This window comes from Lysobacter ciconiae, from assembly GCF_015209725.1.
Classification (GTDB): domain Bacteria; phylum Pseudomonadota; class Gammaproteobacteria; order Xanthomonadales; family Xanthomonadaceae; genus Novilysobacter; species Novilysobacter ciconiae.
Window position 1 is genome coordinate 1,221,497 of the sequence record NZ_CP063656.1, and the last position, 15,673, is coordinate 1,237,169.

A 15,673-nucleotide genomic window follows, 5' to 3' on the forward strand; every position below is an offset into this window, starting at 1 on the left:
ATCGCTAGTCGGGTTGTAACTTATATTGGGGAAGAGGTGGCATGGTCGATTTTTCGAAGCTTAGTCCAGCGGGTTCGCAAGCAGAGGCGACGTCGCTCTTTGATACCTTCTCTAGGCTCGACCGACAGGTTTCCCACGTTGAGCTCAGGCCGTCTCAGTTGGATTTGTTCAAAAAGATTGATGGTCAGCTGAATCAGCGCGATTTAGTCTTGAAGCTAAATACGGGCGGAGGGAAGACAACAACCGGCTTGATCTATTTGAAGCACATGATGGATCGGTATGACGAGCCGGTCGTTTTCTTGGTGCCGACCACTCAGCTTGCGGAGCAGGTAATAGACGAGGGAGAGCGCATCGGTTTGAGTGTGGTTGCATGGTTAGGTAACGAAAGATATCCGCCTGAGCAAGCTTCTCAGTGCAATTCGGTAATGGTCTGCACATACGACAAATTCTTTAATGGAAAATCTACCTTTGCTCGCGCTGATGTTCGTCTGACACCGTGCGCTATTGTTCTTGATGATGTTCACGCGGGAATCGAATCGATAAAGAAATGCTTCGGCGCCGTGCTTTCCGGGGATGTGAGAGACGGATTACTTTCCCTTTTAGGGCCGGCACTAAGCGAGGCGGAGCCAGCGAACTGGAGCCGTGTCGATGGCTCGGATCCTGCGGGGCTCCTTGAAGTTCCGCATTGGCTAATAGCCGATAATATCTCCGCTATAAGACGCATCTTGGCTGCCGGCGCGAGCGAAAAGCCTCTTGTGTTTTCCTGGCCCCATATCTCTCGAGCGCTGGAGCTTTGCAGAATTGTAATCAGTGGCAATTCCGCCGAAATTACGCTGGATCCTCCTCTCACCGATTACGTTGAACATTACGTTGGTGCACGCCATCGGTTGTTTATGTCCGCATCGATACATGATGGTGGTCCGCTCATCCGTGAACTGGGTTGTGATCAAGAATCGATCAAAAACCCGATTGAGGTGGAAGGGGAAGGCGCTGTCGGTGAACGGATGGTGCTTGTCCCGTCGCTCGTCGACCCAGAGTTTACGCGGGCTCAGATAATCGAGGTTGTCGCGCGCTTCGTCCCATCTGCAAATGTGGTGGTGCTCGTTCCATCTGACGCTGCTGCGGGAGTATGGGTCGAGGCCGGGGCTTTGAAGGCTCAAGGTGAAAACGTCAGTTCTTGGATCGAGACTCTCAAACGCGCGTCGCGAGGGAATTTTATCGTCTTCGTAAATAGGTATGACGGTATCGACTTGCCGGACGCTGCGTGCCGTATTCTCGTGATAGATGGATTGCCTGCTGGTGAAGGGATCATTGATCGGTTAGATAATGAAAACGCCGGTGGTTTAGTGGGTATGCGGGGAAAGCTGGCGAATAGAGTGGAGCAGGGGCTTGGCAGAGCCGTTCGTTCAAATTCAGACTATTGCGCGGTAATTCTCGCTGGTCAGGATCTCGCAAACTTCATCTCTCGAAAGATAGTGCTTGAGAGCTTTTCGCCGAATACAGTCCGACAGATAGAAATAGGGCGAGAGGTATCAAAAGCTATTGCTGACGATCCTGACAAAGCAGTTGGCATCAGCAATACATTAAGTCAATTGCTGAATCGCGATGAGGGTTGGAGGAACTATTATCTTTCGCAAGTAAGGGTTCATTCGGATGCAGTTGATAGGGTTGCTGCGGAGGTGGAGGTGCGGCGCGACATAGCAGTGGCTGAGCGGAAGTCTGCTGTTGCAGCTCAGGCGCGGGATTACTATGGCGCGGCACAATTCCTTCGTAACGCTTCAAATCTCCTTGGCAACAGTCGATTTCCGAAGGGGGTTATGAAGCAGAGTGCAGCAAAGCTTCTATATATGCATGACAAAACCACTGCGATGGATTTACAGGGGTCGGCTTATGCAGATAATTACAATGTCTCTCGCCCCCCTGTGCTTCCGCCGTCTCTACAGCGTCGAGTAAGCAGCCAAGCGGAGCGAATCGCGGAATGGCTTCGCCAGTTTGAGGATAAGAATGGAGCGATACTGGAGCTCGATAGTCTTATTTCTCGTTTATCATATTCAAACGACTCGGACGCGGTGGAGGCAGCAGTGATGGATCTCGGTGAGGTTCTCGGTGCGGACTCAAGACGCCCTGAGAAAGAGTTCGGGCGGGGTCCGGATAATCTTTGGATTTTTGAGGATAAAGCATTTTGTATCGAGATGAAGAATGAGAAGACCTCAAAGCTTTGGAAGACCGATGCCGGGCAGATTGCGATAAGTGAGAGATGGGTGAGAGATAACATCCCCGGCCTCGTAGAGGTTTTTCCTATAATAGGAAGCGATGTTGCGGTTGCGGATCGTGCCAGTGACTTTTCTGCGAGTATTTCTGTTTTCACTAGCGATACAATTGGTGAGGTTGTTTTACGATTTCGTGGGTTGCTTGTTGCGCTGGTCACGCACGGTCCCTTGTTCGCCGAGGAAGCGAGCAATATCCAAAGGCAGCTCGGATCACATCAGGTCTTACCCCAACAGCTTGTCGACGCGGGGATTCCGGTCAGGTAGTGGCGACGAGGCGCTTAGCGGATTCGCCACTTGCACGTTGTTCACGTTTGCGTCGGCTGTGAGGGGAATCTTGGCCCGCGTGGATAGGACGGTGGCTTTCGAAATAGTGTCAGGGGTAGATTAAACCGCGAAAGCTTCAATCGCTTCGATCGCCCCACGAACGCTATCAACCCGGTGGTTGCGGTATAAAAATGTCGCACGGATCTTGATCGGAAAATCGGTCTGGCTATGCGATGTGCAAGTCAAAGGTAGGGCGTCATTATTAAATTTCAACACTGAGATTAATCTCGTTGAATGATTCGTAAAGCACCGCAAGATGCTTCTTGGACATCCTGAACTGGCTTCTAGCTTTGACTCTGGGGCGCGCCGTACTAACAGCATCCACTTTCGAACCTGGATCAAAAACAACCAAGCCGGCAGCCAGCGCACTGAGGTACTTGGAGAAGTCCGTCCTCTCTCCGAGCAACACCGGATTGACATAGCGATAGCACGGCGGCGTTGAACTCTCCGACTTGAATGGGACATATGCAGCCGATGCATGCTTGCGGTTCCAATGTGTGAGCAGATGGCTGTAGCTCCACGTCGCTGCTTCGTTGCCGTCCCCGTCGGACAGGACAATCCGACCGCTTACATCGTTGATCACGCTCTTGGTTGCGTCGAATCCGCATAAGCCAAGCGTCATGGCGGTTCTGGCATTGGGCTTCCCGAACTGATGGGCACCAGTGAAGTAGAGCTGGTCCTTGTCTGGGATGGGCCGGCCGTAGCGCCGGACAAATGCGCCGACACCTTCTGATCCGTAGAAACCACCGTTTGGTTCGGGGGTCATCAGCGTGATCCTGTCGCTGCTGAATGCCTTGATCTCCCAGCCCATGAAGTCGGGCGCGGCATCGCCGTTCGGCTTGATCCCCAGCAGAGCCTCAAGGGTGTACCCGCCGCCGTTGCGCGCGTTGTAGGGAACCGCATCGCCGGTCTTGTTGAGCCTGATGGACGGTATGGCACCCATCTGCTGGATCTGTCGCAGCCGATCCAATACGTAAGAACGCGAATCGCTGGGCGCGCCAGGTACGGGGAGCTCCTTGAACACTCCGGCGTCGGCGTGCGGCGCGAGTGTCGCTTCGAACGCGAGCGGCGAGCCGGCCGGTTCCAAGTGGGCAAGCGTCCGTCCGTCGGCCGTGGTCCCAAAGAACAAGGCGCGACCATCTACACCCTTTCGCATGTCCCTTGGAATCGGACGAAGATGTTCATTGGGAGCCGTTCTGCAGCCGCGCAGGAAGCCCGACAGTCTGACCTCAGGATAGCGGGGATAGAGAATAAGCTGCGCTGCGCGCGCTTTCTCCAAAGTTGAAGGGCCGACCCAGAAGTACTCCAGTGGTGCCTTGAACGTTGGATCTTTGAGACCCGGCTCGGCGTGGACATTACCGTAGGGGAAAAAGGTCAGGACCTCGAAGCTGCCCCCGAGATAGATCTGTTGCTTGCTGTTGTCGTTCTCGCTCAGCAGCTTGTAGAAGATGCGAGTTGCGCCAATGTCACGAAAGCGCGACAGCAGACTTTTTAAATCAGCAAAATAGTCCAAAAGGCTTGCTCATGAAGTACCGGAGCCGCGAGTAGTCGCTGAATAGTCCGTCGCGAGGGTACTCGTACTTAGAGTTGATCTTATTCGGTTTCCCAGGTTGGTGAGGGTTGCTGCCCGGTCTTCCACACACTTATCGCGCAATTGGCACTCCCAGATCGTATCGACCTGCCACCCCACCGCCCGCAGAGCCGCTTCGTTGCGGGTGTCTCGCTCGTGGTTCGAATCCATCTTCGCCTTCCAGAATTCCGTCCTGGTCTTTGGCAGCCGGAACAGGTGGCAATCGTGTCGGTGCCAGAAGCAGCCATGGATGAATACCACAGTCCGGTACTTCGGAAGAACGATATCAGGTCTCCCCGGCAGTCCTGCACCTCCCAACCGGTAGCGAAAGCCCAGCGCATGCAGTCCGCGCCGTACTTCCAATTCGATCTTCGTGTCCTTGCCTTTGATCCGCGACATCAGCGCGGACCGTTGCTCGGGACTGATCACGTCCACGGTGTCAGGCCACCTTGCGGTCGGCGGCCTTTTCCGTATCCATGTGGTCCAGGAGCGGAACCATAACGTTGGCAATAGCTGCAACGACAGGCACCACCACCGAATTGCCGAACTGCATGTATGCCCGCGTATCCGACACCGGAATTCGGAAAGTGTCGTCATAGCCCATGAGACGGGCGCACTCGCGGGGCGTGAGACGGCGCGGATTTTTGCGGCCGCCGCGGGAAACAAGGATCTCCGAGCCGTCCTTGTAATAGCGGGCGGACAGGGTGCGTGACGTGTCATCTCTGGTGACGAGGCCGAAGCCGAATCCGTTGCCTTTCATGCGGTGCTTTTCCGCGTAATTCTGCAGGTACTCCCAGAGCTTGTCGGACAGGGTGTACTTGCCACTGACCCGCCTCTTCTCCCCCTCCAGATAGTGCCATTCCGCCGGATCGGTGCCGTCTTCCCGGTGCAGGATGCTGTCAAGCTTCGGACCCTCTTCCAGCGGGGGTAGTTCGAGATCGTCCCAGTTGAACGGGACGTCGTCGCGGAAGCCGACAATCATGATCCGCTCGCGGTTCTGCGGGACGAAGTGCTTACCGTTGATTACCTTCGTGTGCACGTGGTAGCCCAGCTCATTCCGCAGCACATCGATGATTGTCGCGAATGTGCGGCCCTTGTCATGGCTGACCAGGTTCTTGACGTTCTCCAGCAAAAGCGCCTTCGGCCGCTTGGCCGCGATGATGCGGGCCACATCGAAAAACAGCGTGCCCTGTGTCTTGTCGGCGAAACCGTGCGCGCGGCCCAGAGCATTCTTTTTGGACACCCCGGCGATCGAGAATGGCTGGCAGGGGAATCCGGCAAGCAGCACGTCATGATCGGGCACGTCGTCCTCATGTACCTGGGTGATGTCACCCGCAAATGTGTGCTCCGGTCCGTCGTGGAAGTTGGCTGCGTAGGTCTTGCGCGCGTAGGAGTCCCACTCGCTGGTGAAGACACAGCGGCCGCCGAGCTTTTCGAAAGGTAGTCGCAGCCCGCCGATCCCCGCGAACAGATCGATGAAGCGGAATGCAGCAGGTCCCGTAGGCGCTTCGCCCAAGGGGAGCAGGCGTTGGCGGATCGCGTCGGCGATGTAGGGCTTGGGTTCGGTCTCTCTCAGGTGCCAGCGGCGGACCGTCTTCGGATCGACCCCCAGGGCAACTGCCACTTCCTTTGCCGAGTAGCGCGTAAGCGCGAGGTCAATCAGTTCGTAAGTAGGCATGAATAGCTCCGGGACATGTGCGGACAGTATGTCCATTGTTGTCCCTTCGAGGAAGGGGCTTAGGCGGAAAATCACCGGTCCGCGCGTTCGAAATCGACCTGATCGAGTGTCCAGATATGCGTCTCTTGAGGTGAGACGCGGCGGCTTTGCGTTGAAGCACTTGTGGCGTGCGCTTTCGCTGCGTCCGTCGGACTCGATCACGCATTTCACGAGTTTGTGTGAGCCTGGCGACCTCGCAGGTACGCAGCCTGCCGCGCGACGCTTCACTCCCCGCGCTTCCTTTGGCACACTCGTTTCCGCCCTGCCGCTCGGCTCATAGTCACCGGCGGTAACAGGGCAAGGACGCGCCGGCAGACGTTGGCGCACACACATGGATAGGCAAAGGAGAGTGCTGTGGCTCAGAACATTGTTTCCCTTGATTTCACGGACGAGCAGATTGCAGGTGCGGTAGCGGGAGTGCAGCAGGCGGCGGCGTCGTTGCCCGGCTTGATCGGCATGGAGACCGGGGACCGTCGCGGTCTGACCCTGCTGGGCCCGCGCTCGCAGGATTTCGCGCGGCAGACGCTGCGGGTGCTGGAGCAGAACCCGGACATCGTTCCGGCGAGCCTCAACCTGGCGGAGGCGCAGGCCGACCTGGCCGCTCTGGACAAGCTGGTGCCGGTGCTGGAGCAACTGCGGCGGCTGACCACGCGGGTGGAGGACACGGTCGCCGCGCTCGGCAGCGACGTGATGAGCGTTGCGCTGGAGGGCTATGCCCACGTCAAGCTGTCCGGCGGGGCCCACGGTCTGGACGAGCTGCGCAAGGAGTTGAGCGGCCGCTTCGCGAAGAAGCGCCGCAAGGTGGCCGAACCGGCCTAACGCGTTTCTCCGGTTTCGCACAACACAGGCCGCCTCCGGGCGGCCTTTCTGGTTGCAGACATCGGCAGGCGTGCCGGAGGCCCCCGTTGGGGTCGTGGTTGCCGGCGTTGGAATCACCCACCCATCGGTCGGCCTGGGCGACGCCTGCGATGGCGTCATCGACGCCTCGGATGGGGTCGACGACGCTTCTGGATGCGTCATCGATGCCTCTGGCGGGGGAGTCAATGTCTCCGGATGCGTCGCCACCGCCACGCTTGAGGTCATTGCCGCATCCGGAGCCCTACCTGCTGCGCGTCGTCGATCTGGCCAATGACGCCCAGAAGGGCGTGAACGAAAGCCCACATGGACCAGGTGCGCGCCCGGTGATGGGTGGATTGCGCGATGGTGATGGGCGGTAGCCTGCCGTCGCTGCGCTACGATGCCCGCATGGCCAGCCTGGTTGAACAATCCGTTTATTCGAGCGGGAGGATCTGTTTGAAGAGCTTGTCGACGAAGCCCGGGGCTGATGACGATCGGGTAGTCCTGGTGAGCGAGGGCGGCGCGGACCGCGTGCCGGTTGCCGCCGACCCGATCCAGGCGTGGATCGACCTCATGGAGGTGGTGGAGATGCTGCGCCCGCGAGGGGGGCCGCGCCCGCCTAAACCCACCTGCGGGCGGTTTCTGCTGTAGAGCCCCATCACGAAGCACGTCGAGCCGAGTGTACGGATCAGGACCCGGCGGTCGCGGTCCCTTTGCACTGCGGATATCGCGCGCAGCCCCAGAAGGGCTCGCGCGTGCGTCGGTTGTGCCTCACGACCATTGCGCCGGCGCAGACCGGGCAGGTTGGTGTGTGGCCTCGCGGGTCTGCATGTCGGGGTGTTTCTATCGGTCCAGCTTGCGGTTCCGTTACGGGTGTGGGTGCAAGTGCAGATGCGGTAGCGGCGCCCGTCTGCGCGGCACGTATCCGGTCGAGTAGTTCGGGTCCGGTAATCAGATGGATAGGCTTGCCGCTGGCAAATCGCGCCGCATCGGCGGTGAAATCCCCGACGCTGACGATGTGCACCGCATCTGCGCGGTGGTGGTCGACCAGGCCCCACATTTCGCGGACGGTTGCGACACCGACCTGGCGGCGCCTCCACTGCTTGCACTGGACCAGTTCGCGACGCCCACCTTTGCTCACGATCAGGTCGATGCCGCCGTCCTTTCCACCCAGGCCGGTCTCAAGCACGTCGTAGCCCTGTCGGCGGAACGCCTCGCCAACCAGCATCTCGAACTCGCGCCAGGAGATGTCCGCCAGGCTGTCGAGGTCGCTGCGGGTGTCATGCAGGTTGCGTCGCTTTCTCGCATTGGCCCAGGACACCGCCGCCGCCAGCCAGCAGGCGAACATCACGATCCATGCGAAGGGCGCGGTGATGCTGCCGATCTGCTGCCCGACGGGTCCCAGCAACGGACCGCCGGCCGTTGAGAGCCATGCTCCTATCCCGTAGCGGATGAGCAGGAAGGCGACGATGCCCGCCAGAATCCCCATTTGCCACGGCCATGACGCGACCTCGTCCAGACCGCTTTTTCTCCGACGTCCCATAACCCCTCCCTGTGTGGGGGGATGGTAGCGCTGATTTCCGATATCGCCGCCGATGAGGGTTGGCTGCGATCTCGTCACTGATCAGTGCCCAGGAAAAACCGGAGGATCGCTCGTCGATTTGAGCTTTTACGGCTCAAGTTTTTACAGGGTCGGCCGATGCTCCAATTCGGATGCGGCCGCTACCAGTAGCGGCAAACCACCATAACGACCGCGCTGATGTGCGCGATCGATCGATTTCAAACAGGGGAAAACATGAAGAACACGATAGTGACCGCGGCCATGGCGGCGGTCTTCGCGAGCGTTGCCTTGGCATCTGCCACGGCCCATGCACAGTCCAAGCCGCTCGCGGTTTGGCAGCCTGCGCCGGAAGGCGAAAAGGATCCCGCCAAGCGGGTGCCGACAACGTCGGTGCCGACGGATGCCGTTTCAGCGCAATCGCTTGCGCACCCTCAGGCCAGCAGCGCAGTTCAACAGTCGTACGCTGCGGCTGCTCCGTCAGCCACGATGGAAGAGGAAAGCCGAGGCGGGGTCTTCCTGGGCGTGCAGGGCGGCAAGGGATGGGTGTACGACGATGTCGACCAGTCCGCACGCGCGGTGAACGCAGGCTACCGATGGCAGGCGGGTGCGGTGTCGTTGGTAGGCATCGAACTGGCCGCGGGGCGGCTGGACGACGCAGAGGACGACGGTTTCCGCTACGGCAAGGTCGATTACTCGAGCGTCGGCGTAAACGCACGCTTCAACTTCGGCCGCGACAATCCAGTCTACGGCTTGGTCCGCGCGGGCTACTGGGCGGCCGATATCGGCGCGTTTGATGACACCGTTGACGGTGGCTATTTTGGCCTGGGTGTCGGTGTCGACTTCAATCGGCATTTCAACATGAGCCTGGTCTACACCAACCACGTGTACTTCAATGAGTACGCGTGGACCGACGACGGGTTCGAATACGACGCGAGCCGTGCTGATCTGCTGATGCTAGGTGCCGAAGTCCGGTTCTAATGGGCAAGCATGGTCCGGCCGGTCTGCCTGAGCAACAAGTGATTAACGAAGCGCGCCTATCGGAGCGCTTCGCTTTTATCGGCCGCCGCAGACGCTAGGAGCCCCGGCCGGGAGAACATCAACCGATCAAGCGGCTCGCGACGTAAGCCCCCGATCCTGGTCCGCAGTATCGGCTTTCGGTGCAGCCCACGGGCCTACATCACCGCCAACGCCGCATTGGTGAAGTGCCCCGGGTACTCGTCGCGGATCTCCAGCTTGCGTTCGATCGAGCCGATGATTTTCGCGGCGAAGTTGACGCCGCTCATGTCGCTGCAACTGAGCAGGTTGCCGGGGGAGAACACGTTCACTTCCAGGATGGTGTCGCCGATGATGTCGATGCCCACCAGGAACATGCCGTCGGCCTGCAGCTTGGGGCGGATCAACTCGGCCAGGCGCAGTTCGCGGTCGGTGATCTTGACCGCCTTGGCGGTGCCGCCGGCGTGGATGTTGCTGCGCACGTCGTCCTCGGCGCCCACCCGGCGCATCGCCGCGTACTTGCCATCAATCTGCAGCGGATAGCCGTTCATCATGAACATGCGGATGTCGCCCTTGTCGGCTTCGGGCACCACGGTCTGGGCGATGATGTAGCCGTCGCGCTCGATCGCCTCGACCATCTGGTTGAGGTTGCCGGCGGACTTGGCATCGAGCACGAACACGCCCTGGCCGCCGGAGCCCTGCAGGGGCTTGAGCACGACCTTGCCGCCGTTGGCCTTGGCGAAGGCCTTGATGTCGTTGGTGTTGCGGCAGATCAGGGTCTTGGCGCGGACCTCGCGCGGGAACGACTGGAAGTACAGCTTGTTGATCGCCTGGGTTAGCGTGTCCGGGTCGTTGAGCACCAGCACGCCGGCATGGGCGGCGCGCTGGCCGAACTGGATGCCGATCTTTTCCGCCCAGGGGCGATCGATGGCGTCGTTGGACGGGTCGCTGCGCATCATCAGCACGTCCAGCTCGTCGATGTTGATCAGGGTGCTCTTCTTGCCGGCACTCTTGAGCGCCTTGAAGAACTCCTCGCGGCTGCGCGTCTTGCCTTTGCCGGCCGGGATCCTGCGCGCGTGCACCTGCAGGGTGTCTTCCGGGCTGAGGACGAAATCGCCGGGGGTGATGTAGCAGACGTCGTGGCCGCGGCGCGATGCCTCATGCGCCAGCACGGTGGTGGTGTAGCGCGGGTATTCGTCTTCGATCGAGTTTACGTAGAAGGCAATCAGCACGGGGAGGGTTCCTTTAGCAGGTCAATGAAAGAGTGTCCTTCGCGCAGGCGGGCCAATCGGGCCTGGGCATCGGGGCGGTCGAGGAATTCGGGGGTGACCACGGGCGGGCGCAACATGCCGCGCGCCTCCAGTTCTTCCACCACCGGCACATGGTGTTCGGCGATCTTGCCGTACCACAGCGGGTCCAGGGACAGGCCATCGGCGACACGTCGCAGCACCTGCCGGAAGCCGCGCAGGTAGATCGCGTCCTTGGTCAGGCCGCCGGAGCGGAAGATGCGCGCGACGATGTTGAAGGCGCCCCGGCTGGAGAAGCCGTGCTCAGCCTGCAGCAGGCGATGGCAGGCAATGAAGTCGGCACCCTCGAGCATCGCGTGGACCACCAGCACGCGGGCGGCGAGCAGCCGCAGCCGCGCCACGGTCAGCCCGCCGACGATGAACTCGGCAAACACACCCAGCCCTTCCTGCAGACCTTCGTAGCCGGCCAGCCCGGCGCCGAAAATACCCAGTCCCTGCTGACTGCCGTTGATGTAGGTGAGCACATGCACGCTGATCTCGTGCTGCAGCAGGGGGTCCACCCGCGCGCTCGGCACGCGGGTGGCGGTGGAGATCAGCAGCGAACGCCCGGACACCATCAGTCCGGGACCGGTGTCCGCGCGCAGGCAGGTCTCCGCGATGGCGAACGCCGGGGTGCGCCGGGTGTAGCGCGCGAGGATCCGCTCGGCGGCGGCCTGGACGCCTTCGGCATCGACGTAATCCCGGCTGCCCTCACTGCCGGGCGCGAACGCTTGCAGCAGCCTGTTGGCGACCTCCAGCAGTTCCGGCTCCACACCGCCGTACTGGATCAGCGACACATGGCGGAACGCGGGGGTGTTGCGCCGTTGCAGCATCATCAGCTGCTGGTCCAGCTCCAGCCGCTTCTCATTGAACAGCTCCTCGATCACCGGGTCCTCGACCGCGCGCAGGTCGATGTCGTACAGGCGACGCTTGACGACATCGGGACTGATCGGCAACGGACGGTAGTGGAAATCCGGCGGCGTGCCCCGCTTGCCCGCCTCGAAGGCCTCGAACGCTTCCACGGTGTTGATCGGTGAGATGCCGAGCAGGAAGTCGAACGAGGCGCTGATGTTGGCCAGCGCCTCGTCGGCACGCTTTGCCGCTTTGACGAAGCGCCGCCGACCGAGCGAGCGGTGGTGCGGGCGTGGTGTGTCCGCGTCGTTCTCGTGCTCGGCCAGCTCGATGAAGTGGGTGGCCGCCTGCAGGAGGGCATCGTGGATCGCGCTCTCGACCTGGTGGTAGATCTGCGGATAGATGCGCCGCGGATCGCCGGGAATGCGGTGGATTTGCGGGATGCCCAGCGACAGCACGGAAATCCCCTCGCGCCCGTCCAGCGCCTCCGCCAGCGCGGGCGGCAAGGGCGGCAGGGGCTGCGTGCGGAACTCGGGCACGCGCAGGTCGATTTCCAGCTCCGACAGCGCGGAATGCAGCGTGTCGACGACGTCCTGCGCGGCGGGATCCGCGCTGGCGGCAAGCACGAACTCGAAAGGTTCCAGCCGCGGGCTTTCCTCGTGCAGGCTGAGGTCGCGCGGCAGGTCGTGCAGCACGATCACCAGGAATTTGGGATACGCATCGGCGAGATGGTCCAGCAGCAGGGTCACTTCAGCCGCTGCGCCGGCCGCCGCCAGTTCGCCGCCAACCTCGGGCCAGATCACGCTGGCCGCGCTGATCGAGGCGACGCGTCGGGCCAGGCTGAAGGGCTCGTCCGGATGCCCGGCGAGGATCAGGAAGGGCAGGGGGCGGTCGATGTGCACCCGGCCGCCGCCATCCAACTTGCGGCGATGGGCGTGCTCGCCACCCAGGTCCGGCGAGGGCGGCTGCTGCACCGGCTTGTTGTCGGTCAAGCCGCACCCGCCAGCAAGGCGCGCGCCTGAGCGGCGGTATGGTTGATGAACGCACGCATCGCCGCGAGCTCGTCCGGATAGGGGCGGCCGGTCCACTCGTCCATGTAGAACTTCTTGAATTCCAGCGCGATCGCACAGCCCGTTTCCGGGTAGCGTTCGTGCACGAAGCGCGTCAGCTCACCCTTGCCCTGGAAGGCGATGTTCTCGCGCACGTCCAGGCGACGCTGGTTGAAGTCCAACTCACCCATGGACTGCATCAGCGGGTCGAGCAGGAACGCCCAGCGGTCGCGCGGCATCGAGAAGGTGCCGATGTTCACGTCCGGCGCATCCTCCTGCGCCGTCGGTGGTGCGTCGGCGCCGTCGCGGCGGTGGTTGTAGCTGTGCACGTCCAACAGCACGAAGCGCCCGTGGCGGGCGACCACGCTGTCCAGCAGCTCGCCCATCATCCGGTAGAAGCCGCGGTGGTACTCCTGCATGCCGCGCAGCAGCTCACCCTCGGGCGGTGTCTGCCAGACCTTCAGCCCCCAGGACTGGCTGGGGTCCAGGTACACGGCCTGGTCGAGGCCGCGGTTGAGGTCGGCCTCGAAGCGTGACCGCATCGCAATGACGTGGGTCGGGATGTCGACGATCGCCTGCCCGGTGTGTGGGTCTTCCTCGCGGAGGCGGCCAGCGTCGTCGAGCGCCATCGCTGCGGCGGCCTGCGCGCCGAGGCCGTGGCCGTCGTGGATCGCGGTGGCAATGATGGGATCGTCGCCGCGTTGGACGATCCACCAGGGCGGCGCGGGCTGTTCGAATTTTTCCATGGACGCACCTTGGCCGAGGCTGCGTGGCCAAGGCGTGTATGGCGGACCGGCGCGCTCGTCGTGCTGCAATCACATGGCCGCGAATTACACTCGGTCATCGCCCACCCGATCATCAGGACCGCCCATGCGAACCACTTCGATCCAAGTCCTGCTTGCCTGCTCGGTAGCACTCGCGGCCGCCTGCAGCACCACGCCGGCGGATGCTGACGCCACCGGCGCCGAACCGCCGGCCGACGGTGCGATGACGATCGTCGGACCGATTGTTTCCATCGACACCGACCCCTGGGCCTACGACGGCAATGCGGTCGTACTGGTGGATGCTGACGGCCGCGGGCGTATGGCCGTCGAGCTGCCGGCGCGCTGGAACCTGTGTGAGGCGGAGCCCGTCGATGTGGCGGCGTTGAGCGTCGGGATGCGCGTGCAGGCGGTCGGCGCGCCGTCCGGCGACGGCGTGCTGGTGGTGTGCGAGGCCGCGGCGCACCGGCTGGTTCCAATCCGCTAGCTCGCCAACACCGATCCCACCCGGACCCGTGAGGACGCCATGACACTGCCACTGAAATGCCGCTGCGGCGCAGTCCGTGGCGAAATGCAGCCCCGGCGCGCATTTGTCCGGGCCAGCTGCTACTGCAAGGACTGCCGGGCGTACGCGCGGTTTCTCGGGGTGCCCGGTGTGTTGGATGAGGCGGGCGGCACCGAGGTCGTGGCCACGGCACCGGCCACGGTGCGGCTGACAGCGGGCGTCGAGCATGTGGCCTGCATGTCGCTCAGTCCCAAGGGCACGCTGCGCTGGTACGCCGGGTGCTGTCGCACGCCGTTGGGCAATACCTCGCGTAATGCGCGGCTGCCGTACCTGGGACTGGTGACGAGCTGCATCGATGCCGCTCCACAGCAACTTGATGCGGCGGTGGGTCCGGCCGGGCGGTGCCTGATCAACACCGCGTCCGCCACGGCCCCGGTGCGCGCCACGCCACTGGCGTTTGCGTGGGGCGGGCTGCGGATACTGGCCGGCATAGTCGGCGCCCGCCTGCGCGGTGAACGCGCCTCGCCGTTCTTCGATGGCAACGGGCAGCCTCTGCGCGCGCCGGAGGTGATCAGCCTTGAGCAGCGCCAAGCGCTTGAGCGCGGGGACGCTTCAGCGGATCCAGACTGAACTGTTCACGGCCCGTCTCACGCGCTGAGACCGGTACCGGCGAACGTGGCGCGATGAATGTCACCGAGAAACTTGCCGTGCTGGCCGATGCGGCCAAATACGACGCGTCCTGCGCGTCCAGCGGGGCGGCCAAGCGGGATTCGCTCAAGACCGGTGGCGTGGGCAGCACGGGCGGCATGGGCATCTGTCACTCGTACACGCCGGACGGGCGCTGCGTGTCGCTGCTGAAGATCCTGCTGACCAACTTCTGCGTCTTCGACTGCGTCTACTGCGTCAACCGGGTGTCCAGCAACGTGCGGCGCGCACGCTTCACCACCGATGAGGTGGTGCGGTTGACGCTGGATTTCTACAAGCGCAATTACATCGAGGGCCTCTTCCTCTCCAGCGGCATCATCCGCAGCGGCGACTACACCATGGAGCAACTGGTGGAGGTCGCCCGCAGCCTGCGCGAGGATCACCGTTTCGGCGGCTACATCCACCTCAAGACCATCCCCGACGCCGCGCCCGAGCTGCTCGCGGCGGCCGGTCGTTACGCGGACCGGCTCAGCATCAACGTCGAGCTGCCGACCCAGGCCGGGCTGGACGCGCTGGCACCGGAGAAGAACCTGGGCAAGATCCGCGGCGCGATGGGCGAGGTGCGTTGGCGGATCGAGGAAGGCAAGGCGGCGCGCAAGGCGGTGCGGCGCGGTTCGGCCAAGCCGCCTCGGTTCGCGCCGGCGGGGCAGAGCACCCAGATGATCATCGGCGCGGACGACGCCAATGACCGCAGCGTGCTGCAGTCCAGCGCCAATCTGTACGGCAACTACCAGCTGCGGCGGGTGTACTACTCGGCCTTCAGTCCGATCCCGGACGCGTCGTCGCGGCTGCCGCTGGTGGCTCCGCCGCTGGCGCGCGAGCACCGCCTGTACCAGGCCGACTGGCTGCTGCGCTTCTACGGCTTCGAGGTTGATGAGATCGCGCCACCGGCCAGCGCGACTGCGGCCGGCGACGGCATGCTCGATCTGGACATCGACCCCAAGCTGGCCTGGGCGCTGCGCCACCCGGAGCAGTACCCGGTGGACATCAACCACGCGCCGCGCGAAATGCTGCTGCGCGTGCCGGGGCTGGGCACGCGCAACGTGGGCCGGATCGTCCAGTCGCGCCGCAGTGGCGGCCTGCGGGTGGCCGACCTGGCGCGGCTGCGTGCACCCATCACCAAGCTGCTGCCGTTTGTGCAGCTGCTGGATCACCATCCGGGCCGGCAACTGGATGACCCGGTGCGGCTGCGTGCACGGCTTGCGCCTCCGCCTGTGCAGGCCGGACTGTTCGGCTGAGCGGC

The 15,673-nt window shown here is 62.5% G+C and carries 14 protein-coding genes; 7 read left to right on the forward strand and 7 right to left on the reverse strand.

The features are described from left to right. Nucleotides 1-41 precede the first annotated feature (41 nt). Entirely contained in the window at nt 42-2,534 is a 2,493-nt protein-coding gene (locus INQ41_RS05615) for a DEAD/DEAH box helicase family protein (protein WP_193986928.1), read from the forward strand. Nucleotides 2,535-2,796: 262 nt separating this feature from the next. Here the strand turns inward: INQ41_RS05615 and INQ41_RS05620 are convergent, their stop codons facing one another. From INQ41_RS05620 to dcm, 3 genes are read right to left on the reverse strand one after another with little or no spacing between them, the layout of a single operon-like run. Next, entirely contained in the window at nt 2,797-4,107 is a 1,311-nt protein-coding gene (locus tag INQ41_RS05620) for an MvaI/BcnI family restriction endonuclease (RefSeq protein WP_193986930.1), read from the reverse strand. A 9-nt stretch (nt 4,108-4,116) separates the two neighbouring features. After that, nucleotides 4,117-4,599, reverse strand: coding sequence for a very short patch repair endonuclease (locus INQ41_RS05625; RefSeq protein WP_228076717.1), 483 nt, complete (start codon nt 4,597-4,599; stop codon nt 4,117-4,119). Between the two features lie 4 nt (nt 4,600-4,603). Continuing rightward, nucleotides 4,604-5,842, reverse strand: coding sequence for a DNA (cytosine-5-)-methyltransferase (dcm, locus tag INQ41_RS05630; RefSeq protein ID WP_282436990.1), 1,239 nt, complete (start codon nt 5,840-5,842; stop codon nt 4,604-4,606). Nucleotides 5,843-6,235: 393 nt separating this feature from the next. Between dcm and INQ41_RS05635 the strand changes: the two genes are divergently transcribed. Then, on the forward strand, nt 6,236-6,700 hold the full coding sequence (locus tag INQ41_RS05635) for a hypothetical protein (protein ID WP_193986934.1): 465 nt from the start codon (nt 6,236-6,238) through the stop codon (nt 6,698-6,700). Nucleotides 6,701-7,081: 381 nt separating this feature from the next. After that, nucleotides 7,082-7,369 carry a hypothetical protein gene (locus INQ41_RS05640; RefSeq protein WP_193986935.1) on the forward strand — a complete coding sequence of 96 codons (288 nt, stop codon included), beginning with the start codon at nt 7,082-7,084 and terminating at the stop codon, nt 7,367-7,369. A gap of 37 nt (nt 7,370-7,406) precedes the next feature. Here INQ41_RS05640 and INQ41_RS05645 read toward each other — a convergent pair whose 3' ends face one another. Further along, nucleotides 7,407-8,261 (reverse strand): restriction endonuclease, encoded by an 855-nt coding sequence (locus tag INQ41_RS05645; protein ID WP_193986936.1) that lies wholly within the window; start codon nt 8,259-8,261, stop codon nt 7,407-7,409. 216 nt (nt 8,262-8,477) lie between these two features. On the opposite strand from INQ41_RS05645, the gene INQ41_RS05650 reads away from it, so the two are divergent. After that, nucleotides 8,478-9,257: an outer membrane beta-barrel protein gene (locus INQ41_RS05650; RefSeq protein ID WP_228076719.1), complete on the forward strand. Its 780-nt coding sequence runs from the start codon at nt 8,478-8,480 to the stop codon at nt 9,255-9,257. Nucleotides 9,258-9,451: 194 nt separating this feature from the next. Here the strand turns inward: INQ41_RS05650 and INQ41_RS05655 are convergent, their stop codons facing one another. Genes INQ41_RS05655 through INQ41_RS05665 form a run of 3 tightly spaced genes read right to left on the reverse strand, consistent with a single transcriptional unit; the run spans nt 9,452 to nt 13,205 of the window. Further along, nucleotides 9,452-10,504, reverse strand: a complete 1,053-nt coding sequence (locus tag INQ41_RS05655) for a glutathione synthetase (protein ID WP_193986938.1) — start codon at nt 10,502-10,504, stop codon at nt 9,452-9,454. After that, nucleotides 10,498-12,402, reverse strand: a complete 1,905-nt coding sequence (locus INQ41_RS05660) for a flavohemoglobin expression-modulating QEGLA motif protein (RefSeq protein ID WP_193986939.1) — start codon at nt 12,400-12,402, stop codon at nt 10,498-10,500. Before INQ41_RS05660 ends, INQ41_RS05655 begins: the two co-directional genes overlap by 7 nt. Then, the gene (locus INQ41_RS05665; protein ID WP_193986940.1) at nt 12,399-13,205 is read right to left on the reverse strand and encodes an N-formylglutamate amidohydrolase; all 807 of its coding nucleotides are present in this window, start codon (nt 13,203-13,205) and stop codon (nt 12,399-12,401) included. Before INQ41_RS05665 ends, INQ41_RS05660 begins: the two co-directional genes overlap by 4 nt. 124 nt (nt 13,206-13,329) lie before the next feature. On the opposite strand from INQ41_RS05665, the gene INQ41_RS05670 reads away from it, so the two are divergent. The 3 genes from INQ41_RS05670 (at nt 13,330) to INQ41_RS05680 (ending at nt 15,668) form a co-directional block, all read left to right on the forward strand. Further along, nucleotides 13,330-13,707, forward strand: a complete 378-nt coding sequence (locus INQ41_RS05670) for a hypothetical protein (RefSeq protein WP_193986941.1) — start codon at nt 13,330-13,332, stop codon at nt 13,705-13,707. A gap of 84 nt (nt 13,708-13,791) precedes the next feature. Next, nucleotides 13,792-14,355, forward strand: coding sequence for a DUF6151 family protein (locus INQ41_RS05675; RefSeq protein ID WP_248285368.1), 564 nt, complete (start codon nt 13,792-13,794; stop codon nt 14,353-14,355). Between the two features lie 53 nt (nt 14,356-14,408). Next, on the forward strand, nt 14,409-15,668 hold the full coding sequence (locus tag INQ41_RS05680; RefSeq protein WP_193986943.1) for a putative DNA modification/repair radical SAM protein: 1,260 nt from the start codon (nt 14,409-14,411) through the stop codon (nt 15,666-15,668). Nucleotides 15,669-15,673: the final 5 nt, after the last annotated feature.

What these genes read in the sequence shown, in the direction of transcription:
- INQ41_RS05650 (WP_228076719.1), top strand. Translation starts at nt 8,478, where the DNA reads ATGTGCGCGATCGATCGATTTCAAACAGGGGAAAACATGAAGAACACG.
- INQ41_RS05680 (WP_193986943.1), top strand. Translation starts at nt 14,409, where the DNA reads ATGAATGTCACCGAGAAACTTGCCGTGCTGGCCGATGCGGCCAAATAC.
- INQ41_RS05640 (WP_193986935.1), top strand. Translation starts at nt 7,082, where the DNA reads ATGGTGATGGGCGGTAGCCTGCCGTCGCTGCGCTACGATGCCCGCATG.
- dcm (WP_282436990.1), bottom strand. Translation starts at nt 5,842, where the DNA reads ATGCCTACTTACGAACTGATTGACCTCGCGCTTACGCGCTACTCGGCA.
- INQ41_RS05665 (WP_193986940.1), bottom strand. Translation starts at nt 13,205, where the DNA reads ATGGAAAAATTCGAACAGCCCGCGCCGCCCTGGTGGATCGTCCAACGC.
- INQ41_RS05645 (WP_193986936.1), bottom strand. Translation starts at nt 8,261, where the DNA reads ATGGGACGTCGGAGAAAAAGCGGTCTGGACGAGGTCGCGTCATGGCCG.
- INQ41_RS05615 (WP_193986928.1), top strand. Translation starts at nt 42, where the DNA reads ATGGTCGATTTTTCGAAGCTTAGTCCAGCGGGTTCGCAAGCAGAGGCG.
- INQ41_RS05675 (WP_248285368.1), top strand. Translation starts at nt 13,792, where the DNA reads ATGCAGCCCCGGCGCGCATTTGTCCGGGCCAGCTGCTACTGCAAGGAC.
- INQ41_RS05670 (WP_193986941.1), top strand. Translation starts at nt 13,330, where the DNA reads ATGCGAACCACTTCGATCCAAGTCCTGCTTGCCTGCTCGGTAGCACTC.